The organism is Rhodococcus sp. NPDC003348 (assembly GCF_053589375.1).
In genome coordinates, this window is record NZ_JBSFRT010000007.1 from 1 (window position 1) to 18608 (window position 18608).

The following is an 18608-nucleotide window of genomic DNA, read 5'->3' on the forward strand; positions in this document are numbered from 1 at the left end:
ACCCGCCCCCCCGCCCCCCCCCGCCCCCCGCGGGCCCGCCGGGACTGTCTGCGTCAGGCGCCGGTGGCGGGCAGGATGCGGGCGCGAACCTCGCCGAAGCCGATGCGCCCGCCGTTCGCCCCGGGTGCGGTCGCCGAGATCGACACCTCGTCGCCGTCCTGCAGGAAGGTGCGCTCCTCGCCCGCGACGGTGGCGGGCTCCGCTCCACCCCAGGTCAATTCGATGAAGGCACCGCGCTGGTCCTTCTCGGGACCGGAGATGGTGCCGGAGCCGAACAGGTCGCCGGTGGAGGCGGCGGCGCCGTTGACGGTGGTGTGCGCCAGCATCTGCGCGGGCGACCAGTACATCTGCGCGTACGGCGGACGGCTGACGACGTCACCGTTCCACTCGACCGCCAGATCGATGTCCAGGCCCCACTTCTCGTCACCCTGTAGGTACGGGAGCGGCGTCGGGTCCTGCACCGGGGTGTCGATACGGGCGGCCTCGAGGGCCGCCAGGGGAACGACCCACGCGGAGATCGACGTGGCGAAGCTCTTGCCCAGGTTCGGACCGAGGGGCACGTACTCCCACGCCTGGATGTCGCGCGCCGACCAGTCGTTGAGGATCACCGCACCGAAGCAGTGCTCGGCGAACTGATCCGGGGTGATGGAGGCTCCCATCGGCGAGCCGACCCCGACGATGAAGCCCATCTCGGCCTCGATGTCGAGGCGGAGCGAGGGGCCGAACGTCGGTGCGTCGTCGGACGGAGCCTTGCGCTGGCCGCACGGACGGACGATGTCCGTGCCCGACACGACGACGGTGGACGAGCGGCCGTGGTAGCCGACCGGCAGGTGCTTCCAGTTCGGCATGAGCGGGTCGGGGTTCTGCGGGCGGAACAGCCGGCCGAGGTTGGAGGCGTGGTTCTCGGACGCGTAGAAGTCGACGTAATCGGCCACCGCGATCGGCAGATGCATCGTGACCGCGTCGACCGGCAGCACCGCGTCGTCGGCGATCTCACCGGCGACCAGGTCGGTGATCTGCGCACGAACCGCGTCCCACCGCACACGGCCCTGCGCCATGAAGGCGTTGAGGGTCGGTTGCGCGAACACGTCGTCGCCGAGGGCCTTCGCGAGGTCGACCACGTGGTCGCCGACACGCACACCGACCCGCGGATCGGTTCCGGCCGTGGAGAAGACGCCGTACGGCAGGTTGTCGACGCCGAAGAGGGAGTCGTCGGGGATCGGGATGACGGTCATGCGGGGCTTCCTTCGTCGACTGCGGGGGATTCCGGGTCGGACACCAGGCCGAGGGCGGTCAAGTCCGAGAGCGGGTCTGAGATGCTGCAGGTGCCGTACGACCGGAAGCGGTCGCGCAGCGCGGCGACGGCATCGCCCGGGAGCGCGCCGAGCGCGGCGGCCAGTCGGGCGCCGTCCCGGTCCGAGAGCGCCGCGGCGATGGCGTCCGTGCCCGCGCCCGTCCCGGCGAGGTGGGTGGCGAGCATCAGGTTCAGGAACCCGTGCTGCTCGAATCCGGTGTCGGGATCGGTGTTCCGCACCGCATGATGCAGTCCGGCGGTCGCCTTGAACGGCACGCCGAGGGAGACGGCGTCGTCGATGGCCTTCGCCAGTTCCACCTCGTCCGGGTAGGCATCGGCGACGACACCGCCGGTGCGGAACTTCGCCCGGTACCCGGCGGCGGGCAGCGCGGCGAGGATATCGGCGCGGCGATCGTCTCGCGGAACCTCCACGTAGATGTCCACTCCCGGTGCGGTGGAGGAGATTTCGTGCAGGCTTGCGAACAGGTCCGCGACGGACTGGTCGATCGGCACCGCGATCTCGAGGGCCACCAGGTGTGCACCGTCGATCGCGCGCAACTGTTCGATCGCCTGCGGCACGAAGTCGGTGCCGCCCGGCACCGTCAGACTGACCGGCAGGGTGCGTCCGCCACGGTCGGCGAGCACGGCCGGCAGTTCGACCAGCCGGGTCGCGGGAAAGACGAACGGCCCCACCAGGTCGGCGTGCGGGCTGTCCTCGTGCGCGAAGTGCGCGGGTACCGCGGACTCGAGGGGTGCGTTACCCGGGGGGAACAGCGCGGCGTCGTCGCAGAGCCCGGCCAGGAGCGGGGAGATTGTACTCACTGTGCGCCCTCCCCCGCCTGCGGTCCGCGCCCGGCCCAGGACCACGCGTACGCCTCGTCCTCGCAGGCCAGGGCGCCCTCGCCGAGTTCGAGCGGGCGGAAGGTGTCGACCATGACGGCGAGTTCGTCGAAGAACTCGACGCCGATGCTGCGCTCGTACGCGCCCGGCTGCGGGCCGTGGGCGTGGCCGCCGGGGTGGATGGAGATCGAGCCCTGCCCGATGCCCGATCCCTTGCGCGCCTCGTAGTCGCCGCCGCAGTAGAACATGATCTCGTCGGAGTCGACGTTCGAGTGGTAGTACGGCACCGGGATGGACAGCGGGTGGTAGTCCACCTTGCGGGGCACGAAGTTGCAGATGACGAAGTTGTTGCCCTCGAACGCCTGGTGCGCCGGCGGCGGCTGGTGCACGCGGCCGGTGATGGGCTCGTAGTCGGAGATGTTGAACGTGTACGGGTACAGGCAGCCGTCCCAGCCGACGACGTCGAACGGATGTGTCGGGTACACCATGCGGGTGCCGACGATGCCGTGGGACGTGCGGTGCTTGACCAGGACCTCGACGTCGGCGCCCTCGGCGACGAGCGGCTCGGCGGGCCCGTGCAGGTCCCGCTCGCAGTAGGGCGCGTGCTCGAGCAGCTGACCGAAGCGCGACAGGTAACGCTTCGGCGGGACGATGTGGCTGTTGGCCTCGATCGCGTACGCGCGCAGCGGTTCCGTGCCCTGCGGCAACCATCGGTGGGTGGTGGACATCGGGATGAGCACGTAGTCGCCCTGGCGTGCGTGCAGTGCGCCGAACACGGTCTCGACGATCGCCTCGCCGGACTCGACGTACACCATCTCGTCGCCGATCGCGTTGCGGTACAACGGCGATTCCTTCGCGGCCACCACGTACGAGATGCGCACGTCGGCATTGCCGAGGATCAGCCTGCGGCCGGTGACGACATCGGTTTCGGCCCAGATCTGCTCGGGAAACAGGTCGTGGAGCTTGAGGTGCCGGGGCTTGAGCGGATGGTTCGGGGTGGTGGTCTGGTCGCGCAGGTCCCACACCGTCGCGTCGACGATCGCCGACGGAATGTTGCGGTGGTACAGCAGCGACGAGTCCGAGGAGAACCCCTCCTCGCCCATCAGCTCCTCGAAGTAGAGCTGCCCGTCCTCGTCGCGATGCTGGGTGTGCCGCTTCGGCGGGACGTTGCCGAGCTGTCGGTAGAACGCCATGACGGCCTCCTGGGTCTGAGATCTCCCCGGCTTCCACTCTGGCGGGCACCGGTCTGCTTGTCGACGCATCGACGGAGCCGCGTGCGGCCGGCCCCCGGCTCACGTCATCACGTTAGTAAACACATTAACTATTTCGTGGGCACGGGTGCAACCACGGACGCGCAGTCGGGGTCAGTTACGGCCGCGGACGTCGAACTGACTGCGGTTGGTGATCAGCTTGTCGAGCAGCATGACCAGCACGTGCTGCTCGGCCTCGGTCAGCACGCTCGCCCACGCGTACTCGCGTTCGTTGTGCTCCCGGTAGGTCGCGGCCATCTCGGCGCGCCCCTTCTCCGTGAGCGACAGCTGCACCGAGCGACCGTCGCGCTCGTCCGGCGTCCGCTCGAGCAGGCCGCCCGCTTCCAGGGTCTTCGTCAGGTTCGACACGGCCGCACGGCTCATACCGGTCAGCTTGGCCGCGCTCTTCGGTTCGATCGGGCCGGCGAGCCAGGTCACGAACATCAGCCGGAACGCCGACCACGAGAGCCCGCGGGGCCGATGCACGGAGGACTCGAGGTCGTAGGTGACCACGTTGGCGGCCCGGTTGAGCGTCAGCAAGACCTGCGTGGCCAATTGGTGCGTGGCGCCGAACTCGGTGCTCAGCCGCCGATTGGCGAGGTCGATGAACGACCAGAAGTCGAGTGAGCCGGGGGACGCCGTCGCCGACTCCCCTGCCCCGCCGCGCGCTTCGTCCCCACTCATGGGGCCAACACTATCCCGGTGGCGGGCGGCGCCCCGCTCGTCTCATCAGTCACCCAACTAATATATCTGTGAATCATTTTTCGGCGCTCGCTCGCCGCCTGCCGGCGCGGGCGTTCACGGCGGCGAGCCGCCACGCCCCAGGGGTTACCGCCGCCACCGAGAGAGTCTGTACAAAGGACTCCTACCGACTTACCGGCGACGATCCGAGAACAGGACGCAACATGAGCACGCTGCAGACGCTCGACCGTGGGTTGCGCGCGCTCGACATCGTCGCCCAGTCGCCCTCCGGCATCTCGGTGGCCGATCTGTCCCGGGAACTCGACGTCCACCGGGCCATCTGCTACCGGATCGTCGCCACCCTCGAAGAGCATTCCCTCGTCGCGCGCACCGCCGACGGCCGGATCCGGCTCGGTGTCGCGGCTGCGGTGCTCGCCTCACGATTCGAACCACAGTTCGCGAGCGACGTCCAGCCCCTCCTGCACGCACTCGCCGACGAGACACGCGCCACGGCGTTCGTCTCCGCAGCTCAGGGCCAGAACTGTGTCGTGATCATGGTCGCCGAACCGGAGGACACCCTGCTGCGCGTCGGCTACCGCGTCGGCAGCAGCCATCCACTGGACCGGGGCGCGGCCGGGATCGCGATCCTCGCCCTGCGCCAGGAGGCACCGGGCGAGACCGATGAGGTCCGCCGGGCCCGGGCCGACGGCTACAGCCTCACCCGCGGACAGCTCGAACACGGCGCCGTCGGCATCGCCGCGGGCATTGCACTGCCGCAGGGCGCGGGCTCGAGCACCGGCCTCGAGCGCAGCGTCGGGGTCGTCGCGATCGACGGTCTCGACACCGACCGAGCCGCGGACGCGGTACTACGCACCGCCCGCGAGATCGAACACCTCATCAGCGTCTGACGCTCCCACTCGGGCCCGCCGCGGCCTGATCGTCACACCTTCGCCAGGCCTTGCCCTGCGCCCTCCCTGCGGCCGGCCGACGCCGGCAGAACAACGCAAAGCCGCAGAACGGACCGCCTGCGTTGTTCTCCGGACCGCACTTGACCCCGAATGTGACCGCACTTACTCTGTGCGAAGTTCGCTCACCGATACAGGTTGTGCGTTATTAGTAACTTCGCAGTTCAGAGCGAGTTCAAGACCAACGGAGATTCAAAGTCATGAGCGCGTGCCCGATCGATCACAAGGCCCTGCAGAGCGCAGGCTGCCCGGTTTCCCCGAATGCCGCCGCCTTCGATCCCTTCACCGGTCCGTACCAGGTGGACCCCGCGGCGTCACTGCGCTGGTCGCGCGACGAAGAGCCGGTGTTCTACAGCCCCGAGATCGGCTACTGGGTCGTCACCCGATACGAGGACGTCAAGGCCGTCTTCCGCGACAACATCCTGTTCTCGCCGTCGATCGCGCTCGAGAAGATCACCCCCGTCTCCGACGAGGCGACGGCGACGCTCGCCAAGTACGACTACGCGATGGCGCGCACCCTGGTGAACGAGGACGAGCCCGCGCACATGCCGCGCCGGCGCGTGTTGATGGACCCGTTCACCCCCAGGGAACTGGTCCACCACGAGCCGATGGTCCGTCGCCTCACCCGCGAGTACGTCGACCGCTTCATCGAGACCGGTGAGGCCGACCTCGTCGACGAAATGCTGTGGGAGGTCCCGCTCACCGTCGCGCTGCACTTCCTCGGCGTGCCCGAGGAGGACATGGACGAGCTGCGCAGCTACTCGATCGCGCACACCGTGAACACGTGGGGGCGCCCGGCGGTCGAGGAGCAGGTCGCGGTCGCCGAGGCCGTCGGCAAGTTCTGGCAGTACGCCGGCCAGGTGCTCGACAAGATGCGCAAGGATCCGTCCGGCCACGGCTGGATGCCGTTCGGCATCCGGGTCCAGCAGGAGCAGCCCGACGTCGTCACCGACTCGTACCTGCACTCGATGATGATGGCGGGAATCGTTGCGGCACACGAAACCACAGCAAACGCGTCGGCCAACGCCTTCCGCCTGCTGCTCGAGAACCGCAGCGTGTGGGAGGAGATCTGCGCCGATCCGAGCCTGATCCCGGGCGCCGTCGAGGAGTGCCTGCGACACTCCGGCTCGGTCGCCGCGTGGCGCCGCCTCGTCACCGCCGACACCACGATCGGCGGCATCGACATCCCCGAGGGATCGAAGCTGCTGATCGTCACCTCGTCCGCGAACCACGACGAACGTCACTTCGAGGGCGCCGACGACTTCGACATCCGTCGCGAGAACTCCAGCGATCACCTGACGTTCGGCTACGGCAGCCACCAGTGCATGGGCAAGAACCTGGCCCGCATGGAGATGCAGATCTTCCTCGAGGAGTTCACCAAGCGACTCCCGCACATGGAACTGGTCCCCGACCAGAAGTTCACCTACCTGCCAAATACGTCGTTCCGGGGTCCGGATCACGTTCTGGTGCAGTGGGATCCGTCCGAGAACCCCGAGCGTGCCGATCCGTCGATCCTGGACAACCGTCAGCCGGTGAAGATCGGTGAGCCGTCGAAGACCAACATCTCGCGTACCGTCTCGGTCGACGCCATCACCCCGGCCGCCGACGGCGTCGTGCGTGTGATGCTGTCCGATCCGTCGGGCAGGCCGCTGCCCAAGTGGACCCCGGGCTCACACGTCGACCTCGAACTCGGTGAACTGTCGCGGCAGTACTCGCTGTGCAGCGACCCGAACGACCTGTCGCACTACGAGATCGCCGTGCTCGAGGAGCCCGAGAGCCGCGGAGGATCGCGCTACGTGCACCACACCCTGCAGGCCGGCGACGTCCTGAAGATGCGTGGCCCGCGCAACCACTTCAAGCTCGACGCGGACGCCGAGCGCTACATCTTCGTCGCGGGCGGCATCGGCATCACCCCGGTCATCGCGATGGCCGACCACGCCAAGGCGGCCGGCAAGGACTACGAGATCCACTACTGCGGACGCGATGTCGCGACGATGGCACTGCTCGACCGGCTCACCGCCGATCACGGCGACAAGGTCGAGATCCACTCGAGCGCCGCCGGAACCCGCCTCAACATCCCGGCGCTGCTCGCGACGCCGGCCCCCGGAACCCAGATCTACTCGTGCGGACCGGAGCGTCTGCTCTCCGCCCTCGAGGAGGCCACCGTGCACTGGCCGGAGGAGTCCCTCCACGTCGAGCACTTCACGTCGAACCTGGCGACGCTCGATCCGGCCAACGAGCACGCGTTCGAGGTCGAACTGCGCGACTCGGGGCTCACCGTCCAGGTGGCGGCCGACCAGACGGTTCTCGACGCCCTGCGCGCGTCGAACATCGATATCCAGAGCGACTGCGAGGAGGGGCTGTGCGGATCGTGCGAAGCCCCCGTCCTCGACGGCGAGGTGGATCACCGCGACATGGTGCTCACCAAAACCGAACGGGCTCAGAACAAGTCGATGATGACCTGCTGCTCACGTGCGTGCGGCAAGAAGATCACCCTCGCGCTCTGACCCACCTCCCCTCCAGAATCTCCAGCACCCGAAAGGATCCGTCATGGGATCTCCGACCGTCACCGGGGTCGCCGTGCCGCCGGGCACGACCGACACCGCCCAGCCACCCAAGTCGAGCTTCAAGCGCGTCCTGACCGGCAGCATGGCCGGCGCCGTGCTCGAGTGGTACGACTTCGCGATCTACGGCATCCTCGCCGCGACCGTCCTCGGCCCGCTGTTCTTCCCGGGCGACAGCGGTGTCGCGAAGCTGCTGCTGGCGCTGGCCACGCAGGGTCTCGGCTTCGTCGCCCGCCCGTTGGGCGGCATCGTGTTCGGTCATCTCGGTGACAGGTTCGGCCGCAAGCCGATGCTGGTCGTCACGTTCATCATGCTGGGCACCGCGACCGCCGCGATCGGCCTGCTGCCGACGTATGACCAGATCGGCATCTGGGCGACCGTCATGCTGGTGGCGCTACGCATGATCCAGGGCTTCGCGCTCGGCGGCGAGTTCGGCGCCGCGGTGCTGCTGGTCAGTGAGTACGGCGAGCCCAGGAAGCGCGGCTTCTGGGCGTCCTGGCCGCAGGCCGGGGCCCCGATGGGCACGGTCCTGGCGACGATCGTGATCACGGTCATCGGAGTGTTCCTGTCCGACGAGGCGTTCGACCAGTGGGGCTGGCGTGTTGCCTTCCTCTTCGCGATTCCGCTGCTGGTCATCGGCTTCTGGGTGCGCCGCGGAGTCGAGGAGTCCCCCGTCTTCAAGGCCGCGCAGGCGCAGGCCGAGAACACGCCTGCCGCCCGGGAACGGTCGAGCATCCTGGAGGCCCTGTCACATCCCCGCCCGGTCCTGATCGGCCTCGGCATGCGCCTGGGCGAGAACATCGCCTTCTACGTCTACACCGTGTTCGTCATCGCCTACGCCACCACGTATCACGGCTTTCCGCGTGGCGACGTCATCCTGGCCGTCACGTTCGCGTCGCTGTTCCAGTTCGTGGGCATGATCGGCGGCGGCGCCTGGTCCGACCGGGTGGGCCGCCGCATCGCGATGCTCGTGCCTGCGGTGGTCCTCGTCGTGTGGGCCCCCGTGTTCTTCTGGCTGGTGCAGCAGCAGAGCCTGACGCTGTTGTGGGTCGGTGTCTGCGTCGGCGCCTTCTTCCACGGCATGCTCGCCGGCCCGGAGGCTGCCTGGATCACCGAGCTGTTCCCCACCCGCTACCGCTACGCCGGGTCGTCGCTGGTGTTCCAGGGTTCGTCGATCATCGCAGGGGCCCCGGCCCCGTTCATCGCGGTCTGGCTGATCGAGAACTTCGGCGTCGGCACGGTGATCGGCTATCTGGTGGTCACGATGGCGATCACGGTGACCGCACTCCTGTTCAGCAGGGAAACGAAGGGCGTCGACCTGGACGAGGTCGCTTGACCGCATTTCACCCCGGTCGGGCACCCGATACGGCAGCGCCGGCACCCACAGGGTGCCGGCGCTGCCGTCATCATCGCTCCAGAACTGTTGCCGGTCAGGGGTTCCCCGTGAACACCGGGTCTTCGAGGGATCGACGGGAGCGAACCCAGTGGGAGTCGAGGCCGTCCTCGATCTCCTCGGTCACGGACTCGTCGAACACGACGATGCGGTCCGCGATGCGCCACTGCCCGTCGCGCCGCTCGAAGCGGTCGACATAGCGGCACTTGACGGTGGCCCGCGCCTGCGTGCCGCCCGGAACCCGGGGAACCTGCCGCAGGTAGCACAGGCAGTACGACTCGACGTTCGCCGTGTCGCCGTCCAGCTCGATCAGCACGTTGGTGACGTAGTGCAGGGACGAGTCGATGGTGGCGTGCCGGGCCTTCATGTCCTCGATCAGGCCGTCCACGGTGCCGATGTATCCGCCATGGTTGTCGATCGCGTCGGGGAAGTAGCAGTCGGCGACGCGGTCGAAGTCCTTGCGGTCCACCGCCCGTGCGTAGCGGTACAGGACCTCGGTGATCTCCTGCTTGTCGATGAGCGACATGCGCAGCTCCTCTCGTACGAACGGGCCCTGCCGGTGTCGCCACCGGCAGGGCCCGACGGGACCGGACTAGTCGACGCGGAGTTCGATGCCCTTGGTCTCCTTGACGAAGAAGATCGCACCGAGGGTGAGCAGCGCACAGAACACGAAGTAGAACGCCGGCGCGAGGTTGTTGCCGGTGATGTCGATCAGCCACGTCGCGATGAACGGGGCCGTGCCACCGAGCGCCATGTTGGTGATGTTGTTGCCCAGGGCGAGGCCGCTGTAGCGGACCGATGCCTTGAGCATCTCGACGTACGTCACGTACGACGCACCGTTGACCACCGACACCGCGATGAACAGGACCGACTGGCCGACGACCGCCTGCCAGATGCTGCCGCCCGCCATCAGCATGAACATCGGGATGCCCAGGACGACGGCGGCGACGGTGCCGGTGAACAGCACGGGCTTGCGGCCGTAGCGGTCGGCCAGGTAGCCCGCGATCGGCAGCGTGATGACACCGAGGACCAGGGCCAGCGACGTGGACAGGAACGCGACGGTGGACGACTGGCCGCCGGCCTTCTGCAGGTACGTCGCGGCGTACACGGACGCGATGTAGTAGCCACCCGTGATGAGTGCACCGAGGAAGATGATCTTCACCAGTGCCGGACCGGAACTGGTGAGCAGTTCCTTGACCGGCACCTTCGCGGTCTCGCCCTTGTCCTCGAGCTCCTTGAACTGAGGCGTGTCCTCCATGTGGTTCCGGATCCAGATGCCGATCACGCCGATGACGACGGACAGCAGGAACGGGATACGCCACGCCCACGACATGATCTGGTCGTGCGTGAACACCGAGGTCAGCGCCAGCGCGGTCAGCGACGCCACGAGCGATCCGAGGTAGGTGCCCGAGTTGACCATCGAGGTCTGGAACGCGCGCCACTTGGCCGGAGCGGACTCCGACACGAACGCGTTGGCGCCGCCCAACTCGCCACCGGCCGCGAAGCCCTGCAGGCAGCGGGCCAGCACCAGGATCGCCGTTGCCCACACGCCGAGCGTGACATACGTGGGCATCATGCCCATCGCCGCGGTCGCGACGACCATCAGCAGAATCGTCCAGGACAGGGCGTTCTTGCGGCCGTACTTGTCGCCGATGTGGCCGAAGAAGATGCCGCCGGGCACCCGCAGGAAGAACGCGACCGCGAACGTCGCGAACGTACCGAGCAGTGCGGCGGTGTCGTTCTCCGAGACGAAGAACAGCGACGCGATGATGGTCGCCATGTACCCGTAGATGCCGAAGTCGTAGTACTCGACGACGGTGCCGACGATGGCCGCGCGCACCACCTTGACGGTGGATTGCTTCGGCTCGGTCTGGGTCTGCACGGGATCCGGTCCTCGGGCGGGCCCGGGGTTACGAACCGCGGGCTCCACAATGTCGTTCGTTGTCATGGATGGTCCTTTGTAAGTGTCTGGTGCGCAACACGCTCGGTGTCAGATTCCTGCAGTTGTCAGTGCCGTCGATGTCGTCGACTCGCCGCGTGCGGTGCGCGCGGCGTTCATTCCGGCGATCCGGCCCATCGTGAGGGCGTTCGCCACGGCGTTGCCGCCGCCCACGTACCGGAGACCGAGGATGCCGGCTCCGGCCTCGCCGGCCGCGAAGAGTCCCGCGACCGGACGACCGGTCCGATCCAGTACCGATGCGTTGCTGTCGATCTCGACCCCCGCGTGCGTGCACACGAGTTCGGCGGGCAGCAACCGGGCGGCGTAGTACGGGCCCTGGTCGATCGGGTCCGGGTGGGCGGTCGATCCCTTGTTCGAGAGGGTGCGATGACGCAGGAAGTCGTCGTCGACACCGTTGGGGAGTTGATCGTTCCACCGCGCGACGGCCGCCTCGAAAGCATCGGCGGGCACGCCCATCACGGCGGCAAGGTCCCCGAGCGTGTCCGCTCGGAGAGTGCGTCCGGCGTCGGCCTCGTCGAGAATCCGCTCCGGAGCCCAATCAGTATATCCCACAGGAAGATTCACGCGAGCATTCTCATCGAACACGACCCAGGCGCCGTCCGGCTGTGCGTCGATGATGCCGGTGGACACCGCGTACGACGCGTCCTCGTCCATGAACCGGCGGCCGTCGCCGTTGACGTAGATCCGTGACTTGGGCGGGAAGCCGGACTGCCAGTGGTGGTGGCGCTGGAAGTAGGCCGTCGGGAGCATCAGGCCCCAGCCCTCACCGGTGACGGCGGCGTCGACCTGCTTCCCGAAGGCCAGATGATCGCCCTGACTACCCTCCGCGGCCACGACGAACAGCGAGTCGCCGCCCCGGTTCGCGAACGGATAGAGCTTGTCGACCAGGTCCTTGTTCTGTGCGAACCCGCCGCTGGCGATCACTACCGACGACGCGCGGACCTCGATGTCGTCGGCGACGACACCGGCGACCCGGCCGTCCTCGACGAGCAGCGACTGCACGCGGGTGTTCATGACGACCTCGACGCCCTGGTCGCGACGGGCCCTGTCGAGCACCTGGACCAGCCCGTAGCCCTGGTCCTTGGGCACGTGACCACGCCAGACGTCCTCGACGCCCGCCTGAGCCAGACCCGGCATGTGCGCGTTGGCCGACTCCCGGGCGGGGATCTCGACACCCAGTTCGATGAGCCACTCCAGGGTGGGACCGGCGTTCTCGCAGAACGCCCGGACCAGACCCGGCTTGAGCATCCAGTGGTTGAGATCCATGTAGTGCTGGAAGAACTTCTCGGCGGAGTCCTCGATGCCGAGGCCGCGCTGGACACTGGTGCCGGCGGCGGTGAACAGGCCCGCCGACAGCTGCGTCGAGCCGCCCAGTTCGGTCTGCGACTCGAACAGCAGCACCGATGCGCCCTGCTCGGCCGCGGACACCGCGGCCGCGAGTCCCGCTCCGCCGCCGCCGATCACGACGACGTCCCAGTTGTCTTCACTCATGAGAGGACTCCTTCCGTTTCGGCGAGGATGCGGTGGTACAGCCCGTTGGACACCAGGCCGCCGTCGACCGTGACCTCGCTGCCGTTCATGTACGTCGATCGGTCGGACAGCAGGAACAGCACCGCGTTCGTGATCTCGTCGACGGTGCCCATGCGTCCGGCCGGAATGCTCTCCAGCGAGGCCTTGACGAAGGCGTCGGCTCCCCCGACGAGGGCTGTGCCCACCAGTCCGGGGTGCACGGAGTTCACCCGGATGCCCCACTGCGCGAACTGTCCGGCCGCCGACTTCGACAGCCCCGTCAGCCCCCACTTGCTCGATGCGTATGCCGGCGAGAAGTAGCCGACCTGGCCGGAGATCGACGAGATGTTCACGATCGATCCGCCGCCGCTCTCCCGCATCAGCGGTGCGGCGGCCTTCATCCCGTAGAACGGGCCGAACAGGTTGATCCGCATGGTCAACTCCCAGATGTCGTCCGGGGTGTCCATGAACTCGCGCCGACGGCTGATACCGGCGTTGTTGACCAGGCCACCGAGTTCTCCTTTGACGGAACGGATCTCGTCGATCACGCGAGTCCATGCGGCGGAGTCGGCGACGTCGAGTTCGTGCGCCGACGCACTGCCTCCGGCGGCCTCGATCTCGGCCGTGACCGCGGAGGTGTCCGCGACGTCGGCGACGCACACGTGCACACCGCGCGCGGCGAGCGCCTTCGCATGATTGGCGCCCATGCCGCCGGCGGCGCCGGTGACGAGGACGACTCCGGGGTACGAAACGGCATCAGACATGGCGCGACCCACCGTCGACGGCGATGGAGTGGCCGGTGACGTAGCGGGCGCTGTCCGACAGCAGGAACAGCATCGGACCGAAGACCTCTTCGGGCGAACCCAGCCGGTGCAGCGGCACGGAGTCCAGGGCGTTCGCCAGGGCGACGGGATCCTCCTGGACCCAGCGGGTCATCTCGGTGTCGATGTAGCCGGGGGCGATCGCGTTGACGCGAATACCCTTGTCGCCCAGCTCGACCGCGAGCGACTGGGTCAGGTGCGCGACGGCCGCCTTGGACGTGCAGTAGGCGGCGCGGCCACGGCGGTTGCGCACAGCGGAGACCGACGACATGTTGACGATCGCGCCGCCGGGAACCATGTGCCGTGCCGCAGCCTGAGAGCCGAACAACACCCCCTCGACGTTGACGTCGAGCACGGCGGAGATCTGTTCGGGCGAGATGTCCTGCACGAGCCCGAACGGGAAGATCCCGGCGTTGTTGATCCAGAAGTCGATGCGGCCGAACTCCTTCAGCGCGGTCTGCGCGAGGGCCTCGTGCTCGTCGGCCTTGGTGACGTCGACGCGGGCACCGACGACACGGCCCGGAACGTCGGCGATCGAGGTCGCCGCGAGGGCGTCGTTGATCTCCTGCGCGGTGGCCGCCATCTGCTCTTCGTTGATGTCGGCACCGACGACGTCGACGCCGCGGGTGGCGAGACCGGCGGCGAAAGCCGCGCCCATCCCGCGGGCGGCGCCGGTGACGACGGCGACCTTGCCGGCCATCTCCGGGTATCGCGCGGTCATCTGAGACGCGTTGGTGCGGCCGGGGTTCTGGGTGTCAGCGTTGTCAGCCATGATCGGGTGTTCCTCCAAAAGCAATGTTCTACAAAAGGTTCGAGGCACTCGCATGCCGAGGCCTCGCAGGGGGTCGACGGTCAGGCCGGTCGGGCCTGGTCGTCTCGCCGGACGGTGCGGCGCGCGATGCGCCACTGGCCGTCCTCTCGCACCACACGGTCCGTGACAGTGGTGAATCGCACGAGGCGGGACTCACCGCCGATCCGCGTCGCGACGATCTGCAGGTAGGCGCGGACGTCGAGCTCACCGTCTCCGCCGGGTTCGACGTCGATGTTGGTCAGGACGTGCCGGTGCGCCTCGCCTGCAGCGGCCGCGTTCGCGACGAACCCGTGCGCGAACTCGGTGAGGGCGACCGTGCCGACGACCGGGGCCGGGTAGCTGGGCGAGTGGAACTCCCCCTGCGCTGTGAAGGTGGCCGCCCACCGAGCCGCGTGCCCCTCGTCGATGAGATGACTCTGGCGACCGTAGAGCTGGTGGATCTCCACGAACGCGGCCGCGGCGATGTCGGCAGCGCCAGTGATACCGGTCCCGGTCATTGAAACGAACTCCTCGGTCATTCGCCGGTACATCCCGATCGGGATTGCACCGTCACACGATGTGTGCGATAATCGAACGGCTAGTGCGATTAAGGTGAAGCGTAGGTGGCTCGTCTCACATGCGTCAAGGGAGGGATCCATGACATCGGCTCGTTCCGATGAGCACACGACCGAAAATGCAAGGAGAACGGGAGCCGTCCCGCTCGACTCGCGCATGTCGAAAACGCTGTACAACGGCCTCGAGATCCTCGAACTGCTGACGCAGCACAAGTACGGGTTGACGATCACCGAGATCGCCGACGGCATCGGGGTGCACCGGACCGTCGCGGACCGCCTCGTCCGCACCCTGGAGGCCCACCGGGTCTGCCGACGCACCGACAACAAGCGGATCCTGCTCGGCGCGGGACTCGTCACGCTCGCCGGCTCGGTGGAACAGGATCTGCGCGAGCTCGCACGTCCGGTGCTCGAGGAACTCGCCGACGTGACCTCCGCGACCGCCCACCTCGCCGTCCGGGAAGGTGTGGACGCCGTCCGCGCACTGATGGTCATCGAACCCCGCAACTCCCGCGCGCACGTCGGCTTCCATCCGGGTCAGATCGACCCCATCAACCGCGGATCGGCGGGTCTGGCGATGCTCGCGGTGCTCCCGCCGCGGGACGGCGAACGCCCCGAGGTCACCCGCGCACGTGAGCGCGGGTTCGCGGTCACCTCGGGCGAGGTGACCCATTCCGTCACCGGCATCTCGGCGGCCCTTCCGAACCGTCGCCCCGCCGACCTCGTCAGCATCGGCGTCTCGGTGTTCGACTCGTCCGACGAACAGAAGCTGGGCGAGGCCGTCATGGGCGCCGCCCAGAGGCTGGGATCCTTGCTGCTGCGCTGACCCGGTGCGGTGCGCGTCAGCGAGAATCCCTGACCCGCACCGCGACACCGGCGGCGACACACACCGCAGCCGCGGTACCCAGCACCAGCTGACTCATCGCCCAACCACCCACGTGTGTGGCGACGAACGCGACCGCAGGCGGGCCCACGATCGAGCCCACGTTCGACATCTGCACCACCAGCCCGTTGACCGGACCGATCTCGCTCGGTCCGGTCGCGGCCGCGGGCACCGCCGCGAACACCGCGGCCGGAAGGTGACCACCGAGCAGGGCGAAAGCCACCGCGGCCGCGTAGGTCAACGCGAACGGCGCCCAGCCCGCGTAGACCACGACGGCGGCCAGGCCCATCGATGACGCCGCGACCGCGATCAGCGTTCCGGGCCGCGCGCCCCGGTGCAGCAATAGCCCGGCGCTGACGTTGCCGACGATGTTGCCGAGCACCACCAGCGCCGTCAGCACCGCGGCCGACGTGTCCGCCCACCCGCCGGCGGCGTACATCGTGGGCAGGAAGCCGATCACCGCGAGATACTGCAACGAGTAGGTCCCGAACGCGATCGCAAGGAGCATCGCGGCCGAGTTGCGCCAGACCGGTGCGGATTTCGTGACCGCGGACGCCCCCGATGCCGCAGCCGGGGTTGGCACGACCGCGAGAACCATTGCCGCGCAGGCGAGCAGAGCCGCGGCGTTCACCGCCCACAGCCCGCGCCACCCGATCGCGCCGATCGCCGCCGGCCCGGCGAGGATCGCGACGAACTGGCCGAGCGGCATGTAGATCCCCCACACACCGAGAGCCAGGCGTCGGTGCCCCTCCCCTGTAGCGGAGGTGATGAGCGCCGGAGCCGACACCGCCACGCCCATGAAGCCGAGCCCCTCGAGGATCCGGGAGAACAGCAGGACGGGTGTCGCGGGACAGACTGCGCCCAGGGCGGCGCCGGCCGCCAGGACGACCAGAGCGAGCGCGAGCGTCCGCCGTCGTCCCCACCGGTCGACGTATCCTCCTGCGGCACTGCCCATCAGGGCGCCGACGAACGTGTAGGACGAGAGCAGCACCGCCGACGTTGTCAGGCTCATCCCGAGGTCGTCCCGCACCACCGGCAGCGCGACGATGACCTTGCCGACCTGACTCGCGGCCAGCACGCCCGCGCTCAACGCAACCGCGACGACGCCCCACGAAGACGCGGTCGGGGCCGCCGGCGTGCGCCGTGCGGCCCCGATCGTGGGGGCCCTCTCAGGCACCGATGGTGGCACCCGTGTTCTCGTCCGCCGGAACAATGAGGGACGGATCCGCGGCAGCCGCGACGGCTTCCTCGAACTCTCGCTGCCCGACCTGCGATCCGAGCACGAGCGCGAGGCGCGCCAGGAAGCCCTCGCGGTCCGATTCGGCGACCTGGTCGAGTGCGTCGGACAGGCCCATCCACACGTTCTCGCGGCGCAGTTCGGCCGGATCGATCTGCGGTCCGCTGTCCACGGCGGCGGACGCGCCGGCCGGGGCATCGCCCTGGCCGAGGTGCCGCGCGACGTCGTCGATGCGGTCGACACCGTCGATGCGGCACAGCAGCACGCCGTCGGGGCGGATGACGAAGATCTCGCCGTCACGGGCGCCGAGCGCCGCGGCCACCTGCCCGTCCGCGTCCGGCAGGACCGCGACGGAGGACGCGGATGCGTCGGCGCCGACGAGAATGGCACGCACCGACTCCGGCGCGAGCGCACCTGCGAGCGTGGCGGCGGCCGCCGCGAGGGCGGCGGCGTCGACGTTCACGCCGAGCACCGCGAACCCGGTGCCGCGCAGCACGTTCAGCGACGTCTCGACACCGTCGGCGGTGGTCACCCGGCGATCCTCGACCGGGTCGCCCGCAGCGACACCCGAGGCGTCGGCCGGGGTCGGCCACGTGAGCGGCGAGATCCGCGCGTTGGTGGCGCTGGACTGACGCGGGTTGATGAGGTGGCTGAACTCGGGGCGGGTCACCGACAGGGCGAGGATCGCGTCACGCGTCGTGAGGTAGCCGTGGCTGCCGGGCGACATGATCAGCGTGCTCTTGCCGGCGTTCGCGACGTTCTGCCGCCATGCGTCGTGGCGTTCCACCGAATACGCCTGCAGCAGTGCGGCGTCTGCGTTCCCGTGGATCACCGCCGCCAACTGCCAGGCGAGGGTCTCGGCGTCCTCCATGCCCGAGTTGAGGCCGCGGACACCGAAGATCGGCACGAGGTGCGCCGCGTCGCCGGCGAACAGGATCCGGCCGTGGGTGAAGTTCTCGAGCGCGAGCGCGCGGGCGCTGTAGAAGCCGTGCCACTCGAGCGTCCACGGCAGGTCGTTCTGGAGCCACTCGAGGTGCTTGGTGATGCGATCGCGGATGCGATCTTCCTGCGTCTCGATCTCGGCGTCCTCGGACGGATCCAGCTGGTAGTCGATGCGCCAGATGTTCTTCGGCTGCTTGTGCATGATGATCGTCGAGCCGGGGTTGCTCGGCGGATCGAACCAGACCATGCGCTCGGCAGGCAGTTCCGACTCCCAGTGGATGTCGGCGATGACGTAGCGCCCGTCGTAGTTGTTGCCCTGCAGGCGCAGTCCGGCGAGCTCGCGCATGCGGCTGCGCCCACCGTCGGCGGCCACGACCCAGCGGGCGCGCAGGTGGCGCGTGCCTGCCGCGCAGTCGACCTCGAGAGTGACCTCGTCGCCGGCGCGCAGCACGCCCGCGATGCTCGCGGACCAGTGCAGCGTGATGAGCGGGTTGGCCTCGATCGTGTCGACCATGATCTGCTCGAACTCCGACTGGGAGACGTTGATCATGGGCGGGCGGACGTCGTGATCGGCGTTGCGCATCTGGAAGTGCAGCACCTGCTCGTCCCGATAGAAGCTGCGGCCACCGACCCACGGCAGCACGATCTTCTCGAGCTCCGCACCGAAGCCGAGGCGCGCGGCGGCCTCGAGGCTGTGCCGAGAGATGCAGATCGCGCGGCTGCCGAACGAAACCTGGTCGGCCGCTTCGAGGATCGTGACCGGGATGCCCCGCTGCGCGAGACCCAGGGCGACGGCCATGCCGACGGGGCCTGCGCCGACCACCACGACCGGGAGGGCCTCGTCGGTGGGAGTCATCGACGCGAAGTCCGATGCCGGGTACTTGCTGGGCTGGTAGTAGGTCGACAT

Annotated in this window: 16 protein-coding genes; 4 read left to right on the forward strand and 12 right to left on the reverse strand. The window is 68.6% G+C overall.

Features of this window, described 5'->3' with window-relative positions; genetic code table 11:
* Positions 1 to 53: 53 nt before the first annotated feature.
* From fahA to ACWDU4_RS06535, 4 genes are all read right to left on the reverse strand, one after another.
* The gene (fahA, locus tag ACWDU4_RS06520) at positions 54 to 1235 is read right to left on the reverse strand and encodes a fumarylacetoacetase (RefSeq protein ID WP_450113053.1); all 1182 of its coding nucleotides are present in this window, start codon (positions 1233 to 1235) and stop codon (positions 54 to 56) included.
* Positions 1232 to 2116, reverse strand: coding sequence for a hypothetical protein (locus tag ACWDU4_RS06525; RefSeq protein ID WP_450113054.1), 885 nt, complete (start codon positions 2114 to 2116; stop codon positions 1232 to 1234). Before ACWDU4_RS06525 ends, fahA begins: the two co-directional genes overlap by 4 nt.
* Entirely contained in the window at positions 2113 to 3327 is a 1215-nt protein-coding gene (locus tag ACWDU4_RS06530) for a homogentisate 1,2-dioxygenase domain-containing protein (RefSeq protein ID WP_450113055.1), read from the reverse strand. The genes ACWDU4_RS06525 and ACWDU4_RS06530 overlap by 4 nt, the downstream gene beginning before the upstream one ends.
* A gap of 171 nt (positions 3328 to 3498) precedes the next feature.
* A complete protein-coding gene (locus tag ACWDU4_RS06535; RefSeq protein ID WP_450113056.1) occupies positions 3499 to 4068 on the reverse strand; it encodes a MarR family winged helix-turn-helix transcriptional regulator in 570 nt (189 codons plus the stop codon).
* A gap of 221 nt (positions 4069 to 4289) precedes the next feature.
* Between ACWDU4_RS06535 and ACWDU4_RS06540 the strand changes: the two genes are divergently transcribed.
* The 3 genes from ACWDU4_RS06540 to ACWDU4_RS06550 all read left to right on the forward strand — a co-directional run bounded on the left by ACWDU4_RS06540 (position 4290) and on the right by ACWDU4_RS06550 (position 8930).
* Positions 4290 to 4973, forward strand: a complete 684-nt coding sequence (locus ACWDU4_RS06540) for an IclR family transcriptional regulator (RefSeq protein WP_450113057.1) — start codon at positions 4290 to 4292, stop codon at positions 4971 to 4973.
* Positions 4974 to 5230: 257 nt separating this feature from the next.
* Entirely contained in the window at positions 5231 to 7537 is a 2307-nt protein-coding gene (locus tag ACWDU4_RS06545) for a cytochrome P450 (protein ID WP_450113058.1), read from the forward strand.
* A gap of 43 nt (positions 7538 to 7580) precedes the next feature.
* Entirely contained in the window at positions 7581 to 8930 is a 1350-nt protein-coding gene (locus ACWDU4_RS06550; protein ID WP_450113059.1) for an MFS transporter, read from the forward strand.
* Between the two features lie 94 nt (positions 8931 to 9024).
* On the opposite strand, the gene ACWDU4_RS06555 is transcribed toward ACWDU4_RS06550, so the two are convergent.
* The 6 genes from ACWDU4_RS06555 to ACWDU4_RS06580 form a co-directional block, all read right to left on the reverse strand.
* Entirely contained in the window at positions 9025 to 9513 is a 489-nt protein-coding gene (locus ACWDU4_RS06555; RefSeq protein WP_450113060.1) for a nuclear transport factor 2 family protein, read from the reverse strand.
* Between the two features lie 66 nt (positions 9514 to 9579).
* Entirely contained in the window at positions 9580 to 10935 is a 1356-nt protein-coding gene (locus tag ACWDU4_RS06560) for an MFS transporter (RefSeq protein ID WP_450113061.1), read from the reverse strand.
* 42 nt (positions 10936 to 10977) lie between these two features.
* Positions 10978 to 12438 carry an FAD-dependent oxidoreductase gene (locus ACWDU4_RS06565; protein ID WP_450113062.1) on the reverse strand — a complete coding sequence of 487 codons (1461 nt, stop codon included), beginning with the start codon at positions 12436 to 12438 and terminating at the stop codon, positions 10978 to 10980.
* On the reverse strand, positions 12435 to 13220 hold the full coding sequence (locus tag ACWDU4_RS06570; protein ID WP_450113063.1) for an SDR family NAD(P)-dependent oxidoreductase: 786 nt from the start codon (positions 13218 to 13220) through the stop codon (positions 12435 to 12437). Before ACWDU4_RS06570 ends, ACWDU4_RS06565 begins: the two co-directional genes overlap by 4 nt.
* Positions 13213 to 14049 (reverse strand): SDR family NAD(P)-dependent oxidoreductase, encoded by an 837-nt coding sequence (locus ACWDU4_RS06575; RefSeq protein WP_450113064.1) that lies wholly within the window; start codon positions 14047 to 14049, stop codon positions 13213 to 13215. The genes ACWDU4_RS06570 and ACWDU4_RS06575 overlap by 8 nt, the downstream gene beginning before the upstream one ends.
* Before the next feature lie 80 nt (positions 14050 to 14129).
* A complete protein-coding gene (locus ACWDU4_RS06580; RefSeq protein WP_450113065.1) occupies positions 14130 to 14585 on the reverse strand; it encodes a nuclear transport factor 2 family protein in 456 nt (151 codons plus the stop codon).
* 214 nt (positions 14586 to 14799) lie between these two features.
* Here ACWDU4_RS06580 and ACWDU4_RS06585 point away from each other — a divergent pair, with 214 nt between their 5' ends.
* Positions 14800 to 15465, forward strand: a complete 666-nt coding sequence (locus tag ACWDU4_RS06585; RefSeq protein ID WP_450113066.1) for an IclR family transcriptional regulator — start codon at positions 14800 to 14802, stop codon at positions 15463 to 15465.
* A gap of 16 nt (positions 15466 to 15481) precedes the next feature.
* Here the strand turns inward: ACWDU4_RS06585 and ACWDU4_RS06590 are convergent, their stop codons facing one another.
* Both ACWDU4_RS06590 and ACWDU4_RS06595 read right to left on the reverse strand, forming a co-directional pair.
* Complete coding sequence (locus ACWDU4_RS06590) at positions 15482 to 16699, reverse strand: MFS transporter (protein ID WP_450113067.1); 1218 nt, start codon at positions 16697 to 16699, stop codon at positions 15482 to 15484.
* Complete coding sequence (locus ACWDU4_RS06595; protein ID WP_450113068.1) at positions 16692 to 18608, reverse strand: FAD-dependent monooxygenase; 1917 nt, start codon at positions 18606 to 18608, stop codon at positions 16692 to 16694. Before ACWDU4_RS06595 ends, ACWDU4_RS06590 begins: the two co-directional genes overlap by 8 nt.

Excerpts from the sequence above, each read along its gene's own strand:
- ACWDU4_RS06530 (WP_450113055.1), bottom strand. The coding sequence starts at position 3,327 with ATGGCGTTCTACCGACAGCTCGGCAACGTCCCGCCGAAGCGGCACACC.
- ACWDU4_RS06585 (WP_450113066.1), top strand. The coding sequence starts at position 14,800 with ATGTCGAAAACGCTGTACAACGGCCTCGAGATCCTCGAACTGCTGACG.
- ACWDU4_RS06575 (WP_450113064.1), bottom strand. The coding sequence starts at position 14,049 with ATGGCTGACAACGCTGACACCCAGAACCCCGGCCGCACCAACGCGTCT.
- ACWDU4_RS06555 (WP_450113060.1), bottom strand. The coding sequence starts at position 9,513 with ATGTCGCTCATCGACAAGCAGGAGATCACCGAGGTCCTGTACCGCTAC.
- ACWDU4_RS06540 (WP_450113057.1), top strand. The coding sequence starts at position 4,290 with ATGAGCACGCTGCAGACGCTCGACCGTGGGTTGCGCGCGCTCGACATC.
- ACWDU4_RS06565 (WP_450113062.1), bottom strand. The coding sequence starts at position 12,438 with ATGAGTGAAGACAACTGGGACGTCGTCGTGATCGGCGGCGGCGGAGCG.
- ACWDU4_RS06545 (WP_450113058.1), top strand. The coding sequence starts at position 5,231 with ATGAGCGCGTGCCCGATCGATCACAAGGCCCTGCAGAGCGCAGGCTGC.
- ACWDU4_RS06535 (WP_450113056.1), bottom strand. The coding sequence starts at position 4,068 with ATGAGTGGGGACGAAGCGCGCGGCGGGGCAGGGGAGTCGGCGACGGCG.
- ACWDU4_RS06570 (WP_450113063.1), bottom strand. The coding sequence starts at position 13,220 with ATGTCTGATGCCGTTTCGTACCCCGGAGTCGTCCTCGTCACCGGCGCC.
- ACWDU4_RS06550 (WP_450113059.1), top strand. The coding sequence starts at position 7,581 with ATGGGATCTCCGACCGTCACCGGGGTCGCCGTGCCGCCGGGCACGACC.
- ACWDU4_RS06595 (WP_450113068.1), bottom strand. The coding sequence starts at position 18,608 with ATGTCGACCTACTACCAGCCCAGCAAGTACCCGGCATCGGACTTCGCG.
- ACWDU4_RS06560 (WP_450113061.1), bottom strand. The coding sequence starts at position 10,935 with ATGACAACGAACGACATTGTGGAGCCCGCGGTTCGTAACCCCGGGCCC.
- ACWDU4_RS06580 (WP_450113065.1), bottom strand. The coding sequence starts at position 14,585 with ATGACCGGGACCGGTATCACTGGCGCTGCCGACATCGCCGCGGCCGCG.
- fahA (WP_450113053.1), bottom strand. The coding sequence starts at position 1,235 with ATGACCGTCATCCCGATCCCCGACGACTCCCTCTTCGGCGTCGACAAC.